This is a genomic window from Algibacter sp. (genome assembly GCF_049667265.1).
In the GTDB taxonomy this organism is placed as follows: Bacteria; Bacteroidota; Bacteroidia; order Flavobacteriales; family Flavobacteriaceae; genus Algibacter_B.
Window position 1 is genome coordinate 1 of the sequence record NZ_JBATHX010000009.1, and the last position, 8,159, is coordinate 8,159.

Consider the following 8,159-nt stretch of genomic DNA (forward strand, 5'->3'; position numbering starts at 1 on the left):
TAGGTTTAATTTTTTCCTTTGACATATCTGTAACAAAAAGCTAATTTAGAATAGATTTTAGATTTTAATCGTTTAATGAACGGCGGTCTATTTTTATGGTAAATTTCTTTATATTTTTCTTTTGAAATCTGAGCTAATTCAGCATTTTTTTGATTTCGAAAGAAGGATTGTAAAATTTTTGCTGCTTGTAGAAATCCTTTTCGCATGGGTAAAAAATCTGTTGACATACTGCCTTTTCTAATTCTATAAAAAGCTAAGGTATTCGGATTGTTAATAACAGATTCAGCATAATAAAACAATTTCACCCAAAATACCCAATCCTCATGATTGGCTAAATTTTCATCAAATTTTAAATTTTTTTGGGTTATTAATGCTTTCTTAAATAAGGCAGCATGAGGCGGAAATGACTTTCTATATTCCCAATCCCAAATGATTTCTTTTTTATAATTTATTTTAGAAAAAACTGGCGTTAAATACTTGCTAGGCGCTTTTTCTTTAGTTGAATCCAAAAAAGAAAAATAATCGCAAATAGAAACATCATTATCTTTTAAATCTTTTATTTGAAGTTCAAATTTAGTTTCGGATAGATAATCATCTGAATCTAAAAACTGAATATAATCACCCTTAGATTCCCTTATACCAACATTTCTAGCACTACTTAAACCACCATTTTGTTTATAAATATAAATAAACCTTTTATCCTTATTTGCCCAAGCTTCAGCAATTGCTTTAGTATCATCTACACTTCCATCGTTCACAATAATACATTCCCAATTTGCATAGTTTTGTTTGTATACAGAATGTAATGCTTCATCCAAAAATTGAGCCTGATTGTAGCATGGTATAATTACGGATACAAGTGGGTTATTCATTATCAAAAAATCAGATTTCTCTTTTATAAAAGTTTAAACAGTTATTAAGTTTGTATTAATACCAATAGTTAATTCTCCTTCATTGAGTAAATAATAACCGAAGGTTTTCAGGATGTTATAAATGTCTTTTCTTATATTGAACTCATCATGAATTTCAATGGCAATTATTTTCGTTATTTTTAGAAAAGACAAATCATTTTCAGCTTTAAATATAAAACGTTCAGCACCTTCAATATCAATCTTTAAAAAGGTAATATAATCTATTTTATTCTCTGAAATTATTTCATTAATTGTTATGCCTTCAATTTCTCCATTTACATCTTGATTGGTTGTAAAAGCCCAATCTTTTGCATCTCTAAAATTAGTTTCTAACTGAAATTTTAGTCCTTTTTTATGAGACAATGCTCGGTGGTAAAAACTAATGGTTTTATCTAAATTGTTTAATGCTATATTTTCTTTTATAATGGCTGCATTTTCAACGGAAGGCTCAACAGCATAAATTTTCAAATTATTTAGTTTATTCGAAAAATATAATGAGGTATACCCCACATTAGCACCTGCATCAATGATGGTAAACTCATCATCTGAAGCTAGGTTTAGTTTTATTAAACTTAGTATAATTTCATATTGCTTGAGGCTAAAAACTTGTTCAAGTACCATATAATCGCTATGGTTCTCTCCTCTTAATTTAGCAGTTAAATTATTGTTGAGTTTTGTTAAATAGGCACCACCCTGTTTATTAAAAGAAATAATTTCCCTGTTAAAATGTAGTTGGTGTTCAAAAATTTCGTTTGGTGTAAACTTTTTAGGAAAATAAATTCTATATACTTTTCTTATTTTTTTAAATTTCATACTTTTTCTAACAAACTTTATTTAGCAATTTATATATCCTTAGATTTTCCGAGATTTTTCAGACTTTAAAAATGATTTTCAATAAATATAGGTAACGCTTAATGATAAACCAAAAGACAACGAATAAACCCGTTCTTTTATTCTTTTTTAGGAGTTAAAATGATTTCTTTTTGATCAAAATAATTTTTATAACATTGGTTTATCCAATGGCTAGAATTAGTTCTAATATCTTCAAAAAAAATGGTTTTTGGCAAAAACGTTAATTCTGGAATAACTAAAACATCTTCTTTATTATTTTCTATGGCTTGGTATCTGCTCCTTAATTCTTTATCATAATTATAAGCGGTACCACTTAATAAATCTTGATAAGCTGTTCTAATATTATTATTGCCACCTAGTCGAATAAAAATTAGAGCAAATAATAAATACTTTACCCATGGTGAAAACATCAAGAAATTTTTGTTTGCCGCTTTCAACTTAAAAAACAACAAAAAAGCTAAATAAACAATCCCTAATAAAAAGAAAAAGTAAACAACATTCACAGTCCTTAATGGCACCCATTTTAAACCATAATATACTGGGAATACCCCAATAATGGGAAAAATAAAAACTATGATAGTTGGAATGGTAAGCTTTGCTTTAAATATTTTTGGCGTTTGTAGGTTTTTGTTTTTGCTGAAATATTCAAAGAATAATAACAAGGCTACTATTATTGTTGGTAACCAATCGCCTAAATGCCTTTTGGTTGCAGAAATGGTTTTGGTAATTGAATATAAAAACTGTTGATTACCTGGATAGGTATCAGCCCTAGAAGCAGAACCAGGTGATTTAATTACTACAATTGTAAAAATCAGCATAAAAAACAACAAGGATAATACTGAGAAATTGATTTTTCGATGTTTAATTGAAGTGTAAAGAAAAAATACTCCAAAAATAAGGTTAACAAACATCATGGTAATTTCATTTGAACCAATTACACAAAATGCGAGAAGGATGGAAATTAATAAATACTTTTTGTTGTAAGTATCTAAATATCTGATAAAAAAGGAAACTAAAAAAACCGATAGAATTATGGATACCTGATAAGTAGCTGCTCCAGCCAGCCAATAAAACCCTTGTGAGGTAGAAGGCATTTGGATTAAATACATGGTCATTATTAAAAAAGAAAAAATGTATTTTTCTTTTTTTGATAATGATTTAAATATTGAAGTACAAAGGTGATAAATAGAAACACCTAGAAACGTTAGCAAAACTACTGGAATACATTTATAAATAATAAAAGAGCCAGAAACTAAACCTTTAATACTCAATATTGCAGTCGCCATGTATCTGCCAGACCAGCCATTATATGCTTCCAGTTGTGTGCTAAAATACCCGAGATTTTGGCTTATATTATTATAGCAAAAATCATCGGCCGATGGATTATTAAATATTGAAATTATCAGAAATGGCAAAATTGATAGTATTCCTATAAATATTATAAAATTCCCACTCTCAAATAGTTTTGATAGGTATGATTTTATTTTTTTTGTTTTGTGTAACATATTTAAACTTTTAATTACCTATACTTTTTTGTGAAGTGGTATCTAAATGGTAAAACCATCACATCTACGAACATGCTTAATGAATCCTTAGCTAGACTGATTGTTGAATTATCGTTTCCTTCAAAAACTACAGGAATCCTTTTTATATCAAATTCATATTTATAGGATAAGTAAAGAATTTCAATATCAAATCCGAAACCATTTATAGCCAATTTAGGAAATAATCTATCAGCAACACGAGATCTAAACCCCTTCAAACCACATTGTGTATCATTAATACCTGTAACAACAAATCGAGATGCAAACGCCGTAAATATCGTGCTTGATAATTTCCGAAAAAAAGTGACTTCTGTAAAATATTGAGAATGAATAGACCTACGATTTCCTATACATACATCAAACTCTTTAAAATCTAGGTAGTGAAGCATATTATCTATAATTTCAAAACCATAAGGAATATCTGCATCAGTAAAAATCCTGAATTCGCCTTTAGCCTCAATCATACCTTGCTTTACAGCATAGCCTTTTCCTTTATTTTTTTCGTAGGATAATAACTTGATACTTTTATCGGTACTTGCAATATAATCTTCTATGACACCTTTTGAATTATCAGAACTACCATCATTTACAAGTATAACTTCAACTGAATATTCAAGGTTTTTAGTCCATTGAGAAATTGCTTTTAAGGAATCAATAATAAAATCACTCGCATTATAAATTGGAATTATTAAACTAAGGTGTGTTTTCATTATTTATGAACTGCTATTTTTAAATTAAAACTTTTTTGGTTTATTAAAGATGAATATAATTAAATGCACATAGCGCTTAATAGCAAACCAAAAATCAATAAAAAATCCTTTAAATAAATTAAAAGCAGACATTACAAATCCTTTTGAAGCACCCAAAAAGGTAACATCCTTATGCCAAAGTTGATAATTACCAACCAGATCATTTTTAAAGCGAAAATACACCTGCTTTTTTGTTCTACTAATTTGATAGCAAAAAATTGATGCAACAAAATCGATATCGAAACCCGCTTTTAAAACACGTTTGGTCCATTCTTTATCTTCAAAAGTAGCCACATCTTCTCTAAAAGGGTGCTTTTCCCAAACGGCTCTACTGAATGCCGAACCTGAAAAAATTAAACCAGATTTATTTGGGTCAATCGTTGCAGGGATTTTGTTTATATAATTTTGATAATCGTTAGGACTATGTAAACATCTTAATCCTGCCAAATTAGAATTCGCATCAAATTTCTGTTTAATTAATTTAAAAAAATCATGGCTTACAGGATATGAATGCGCGCTAAACATCACTACAATTGGAAACTTGGTTTGTTGGGCTGCAAAATTAGCACTACCGCCGTAACTGAATTTTTCAATGGTTACAAATTTGGCGTTATATGTTTTTGAAACGGCTTCACTTTTGTCAGTCGATAAGTTATCAATGACTATAATTTCACCAATATCATCCAAATAACGCTCTGTCAAATTTTTAAGCAAAAAAGTAAGTGCTTTACTTTCGTTTTTACTTCTTATAACTACTGATATCATACAACTATTTGTAAACCCTAATGGCTACTTTTTTTTAATATTTTACTAAATAAACTAAAAGGCTTACTAACCAATTTAGTTAATTTATACGCGTTTGTATTTTTTGTTTTTAAATCGGCATTACGAAAAGAATTTAATAAGAAAAATAAATACTTAATCGTATTATCATGATGTTCAACATAAATCTCTTTATGCTTATTAAACACATATTCCATGATTGATAAAGAATGATTTTGAAGAGTATCTGTTAACATAGAGTTATTTGATTTTCTGTAATAAAACAAAAATTCTTCTACAAATCTAAATTCCCAACCTCGTTTGAGAATAGAAATCCAGAACTCCCAATCTTCAAAACCTTTTGTCATGGTTTCATCATAGCCTCCTACTTCCGTCCAACATTGCTTTCTAAATAATGATGAGGGCATTAATATATTTTCGAACATGAGGCTATGATAGGTGGTACCAACTGCCTTGTACTCATAAAAAACATCGTCCTTATCCTTTTTAAAAAACTTTCTGTAACAAGATGCGATGGCTAAGCTTTGATTATTATTTAATACTGGAACTAACTTGATTAAATAGTCTTCATGCAAGATATCATCAGAATCTAAGGGTAAAATATATTCTCCCTCACTTATTTTTATTCCCGAATTTCTAGCACTTGGGAGGCCGCCATTTTCTTTAAAAATATATTTAAAACGCTTATCGGTTTTACACCATTTTTGTGCTATTTCTTCTGTATTATCTGGGCTTCCATCATTTACAATAATACACTCCCAGCTTGAATAGGTTTGATCTAAAACAGATTGCAAAGCCTCTTCAAGAAAATGTGCTTGATTGTAGCATGGAACTATTATTGAAACCAGTTTATTCATTTATTTTAAAATTTGTTAATCAAGCCTAACTTAATCAACCATTTAATTTTTTTTGATCTTCTTAAATTATTTATAATTGTTTTATACTTCAAAACATCATCTAAATCGTGCATAAAAGGTAAATATGACGCTTGTAAAACGGCTTGTTTTTCATCATAAATTACTTTATTGTTTTCTGCCTGAGCACTTATCCCATCTTGATAAAACATAATTAAGGTTTTATCAACATGTTTATAAGACACATTATATTTACAAACCGAATCAATAAAAAATTTCCAATCGGCAACTATTTTAAAATCTTCTTTAAATAGCCCTACCGTTTTAAACAATTTTTTATTTATAAATGTTGCTTGATGTGGCAAATTATCTTTTAAAAAGTAAGCGAATGATAACTCATCTGGATATTCTTTTAAGAATGTTTTAGTTTTCCCAATGACTTGTTGATTAAAATAAACAAGATCATAATTATCAACTTGTTCGATATTTTTTTTTAAAACTTTTTTATTAAAAAAATGATCGCCACTATTTAAAAACAACAAATATTCTCCTGAAGCCTGTTCTATTCCTTTATTCATGGCATGATAAACACCTTTGTCTGGCTCACTTACCCAATAATCAAAAAGGTTACTATTTTCATGAATATAATCTTCACTTCCATCATTAGAACCGCCATCAATTATTACATATTCAAACTCTTGATAAGTTTGTTTCGTAACACTCTCAACAGTTTTTTTAAGCCCTTCAAGGTTATTATAATTAACGGTTATTATGGATATTTTTGGTGTCAATTTTCTATTATCTATTATTTTAATATAAGAATGGAAATAACCTTTGCCTAAGCCTAACTAAAGGAAAATATTTTATTACCAATTTAGAAAAAATTAGCTTCGGGTTTTTCCCAAATAAGGTTATCCAGTAAAAGATATAATTAATTACCTTTTTATTTGTTCTGAATTTAAAAAACCATAACCAATTTAATAATGTATCAATATTTACTAAAGAGATATTATTTTTACAACTCCACCCAACTAGTGATTCATATAGTTTTACATTGTATTTTTTATACAAATCATCTTGAGTAAATATGTTTGAATCGTGCACACCTCTTTTTGCTAATGGCATATCAATAACGCCTGATTCCAAACGACATTTTAAGGCCATTTTAAAAATAATATCGGAATCTTCGGCAACCACTAGTGATTCATTAAAAACCCCAATAGTATCAAAAACTGTTTTTTTAACGGTTAAGCCATTTAAATGCAAATAACCCAATTTACTGGAAACTATGGAATTAAAAAGTTCCTCTGGTTGTATTTTTTTTGATAAGGTACTTAATTTATGTTTTTTTATTTCTGATTCTGAAAAATCTCTATAAAATTCAAATCCAACAGCATTATACACACCATCAGTTTCTTTATTTTTTTCGAAGACTTTTTTATCGTTGGCAAATCTATTTTCTAAGTAAAAATCATCGGCATCTAAAAAAGCAATATATTCTTCTTTTGCATTTTTAATTCCTAAATTCCTGCTTGCAGAACGCCCCTTGTTAATGCCATTGAAATGATTAAAAATTTTGATTTTAGAATAACCTTTTTGAAGTTTTTCAACAATTTCTAGTGTTTTATCTGAGCTCCCATCGTTTATAACGAGGATTTCAAAAACTTCTGGCTGTTGAATAACAGATACTATCGCTTTCTCTATAAAATTCTCAACATTATATGCTGGTATTATTACTGAAATAGAAAACGTCATTAGTAAATATCAAACAGTTATTTATTGTACAAAAATGGAAAAAGTTTTTGTCTAAGCCTAATTATAGGGAAGTATTTGATGCTTAATGGAGAAAATAAAAATCTTGGTGATTTAATAAATAAATAGCTCCAATACTTTGTATAATTAGTTAAAGTGTTTTTTTCTTTATAGGTTAAGAGCCATATCCACTTAAATAAAGTATCTGCTTTTGCTATTGGTACTTGATTTTTATTACTCCAAAAAATTAAAGATTCGTACATCTTAATTGTATATTTTTCATACAAATCATCCCTATAAAAAACATTTGAATTATGAATCCCTCTAATAGCTAATGGTTGATCAATAATTCCAGGATACAACTTTGACTTAATTGCCATTTTCCAAAAAATATCTGTATCTTCAGCTACGGCCAAGGTTTCGTTAAACAATCCTATAAAATTAAAAATTGATTTTCTTACGGTTAATCCATCTATTTGAAAATGACCGTGTTTTCCAGAAATTAACACCTCAAAAAGATCTTCAGGATTTACTATTTTATTTACTGTATACAGCTCTGAATTTTCTACTTCTAAAGATTTGAATTCATTATAAAAATGGAAGCCAACAGCATTATAAACGCCGTCCGCATCTTTATTTATTTTAAAAATTTTTTTATCATTTACAAACCTGTTTTCTAAATAAAAATCATCTGCATCTAAAAAAGCTACATAA

General features: G+C 28.3%; 8 protein-coding genes and 1 pseudogene. All 9 read right to left on the bottom strand.

Annotation, left to right across the window (positions count from 1 at the left end):
• Positions 1–5: 5 nt before the first annotated feature.
• Complete coding sequence (locus WBN21_RS00290; RefSeq protein WP_424197322.1) at positions 6–872, bottom strand: glycosyltransferase family 2 protein; 867 nt, start codon at positions 870–872, stop codon at positions 6–8.
• 33 nt (positions 873–905) lie between these two features.
• Positions 906–1,724: an FkbM family methyltransferase gene (locus tag WBN21_RS00295; protein WP_424197323.1), complete on the bottom strand. Its 819-nt coding sequence runs from the start codon at positions 1,722–1,724 to the stop codon at positions 906–908.
• A 137-nt stretch (positions 1,725–1,861) separates the two neighbouring features.
• A complete protein-coding gene (locus WBN21_RS00300; protein ID WP_424197324.1) occupies positions 1,862–3,268 on the bottom strand; it encodes a DUF6056 family protein in 1,407 nt (468 codons plus the stop codon).
• 14 nt (positions 3,269–3,282) lie between these two features.
• Positions 3,283–4,017, bottom strand: coding sequence for a glycosyltransferase (locus WBN21_RS00305; RefSeq protein ID WP_424197325.1), 735 nt, complete (start codon positions 4,015–4,017; stop codon positions 3,283–3,285).
• 24 nt (positions 4,018–4,041) lie between these two features.
• Positions 4,042–4,821 carry a glycosyltransferase gene (locus WBN21_RS00310; RefSeq protein WP_424197326.1) on the bottom strand — a complete coding sequence of 260 codons (780 nt, stop codon included), beginning with the start codon at positions 4,819–4,821 and terminating at the stop codon, positions 4,042–4,044.
• Between the two features lie 17 nt (positions 4,822–4,838).
• Positions 4,839–5,696 carry a glycosyltransferase family 2 protein gene (locus tag WBN21_RS00315; protein ID WP_424197327.1) on the bottom strand — a complete coding sequence of 286 codons (858 nt, stop codon included), beginning with the start codon at positions 5,694–5,696 and terminating at the stop codon, positions 4,839–4,841.
• A 5-nt stretch (positions 5,697–5,701) separates the two neighbouring features.
• Positions 5,702–6,484 (bottom strand): glycosyltransferase family 2 protein, encoded by a 783-nt coding sequence (locus WBN21_RS00320; RefSeq protein WP_424197328.1) that lies wholly within the window; start codon positions 6,482–6,484, stop codon positions 5,702–5,704.
• Positions 6,485–6,503: 19 nt separating this feature from the next.
• A complete protein-coding gene (locus WBN21_RS00325) occupies positions 6,504–7,448 on the bottom strand; it encodes a glycosyltransferase family A protein (protein WP_424197329.1) in 945 nt (314 codons plus the stop codon).
• A gap of 17 nt (positions 7,449–7,465) precedes the next feature.
• Positions 7,466–8,159: pseudogene (locus tag WBN21_RS00330) on the bottom strand (hypothetical protein); the annotation flags it as partial.

What these genes read in the sequence shown, in the direction of transcription:
- WBN21_RS00305 (WP_424197325.1), bottom strand. Translation starts at nt 4,017, where the DNA reads ATGAAAACACACCTTAGTTTAATAATTCCAATTTATAATGCGAGTGAT.
- WBN21_RS00295 (WP_424197323.1), bottom strand. Translation starts at nt 1,724, where the DNA reads ATGAAATTTAAAAAAATAAGAAAAGTATATAGAATTTATTTTCCTAAA.
- WBN21_RS00325 (WP_424197329.1), bottom strand. Translation starts at nt 7,448, where the DNA reads ATGACGTTTTCTATTTCAGTAATAATACCAGCATATAATGTTGAGAAT.
- WBN21_RS00315 (WP_424197327.1), bottom strand. Translation starts at nt 5,696, where the DNA reads ATGAATAAACTGGTTTCAATAATAGTTCCATGCTACAATCAAGCACAT.
- WBN21_RS00310 (WP_424197326.1), bottom strand. Translation starts at nt 4,821, where the DNA reads ATGATATCAGTAGTTATAAGAAGTAAAAACGAAAGTAAAGCACTTACT.
- WBN21_RS00300 (WP_424197324.1), bottom strand. Translation starts at nt 3,268, where the DNA reads ATGTTACACAAAACAAAAAAAATAAAATCATACCTATCAAAACTATTT.
- WBN21_RS00290 (WP_424197322.1), bottom strand. Translation starts at nt 872, where the DNA reads ATGAATAACCCACTTGTATCCGTAATTATACCATGCTACAATCAGGCT.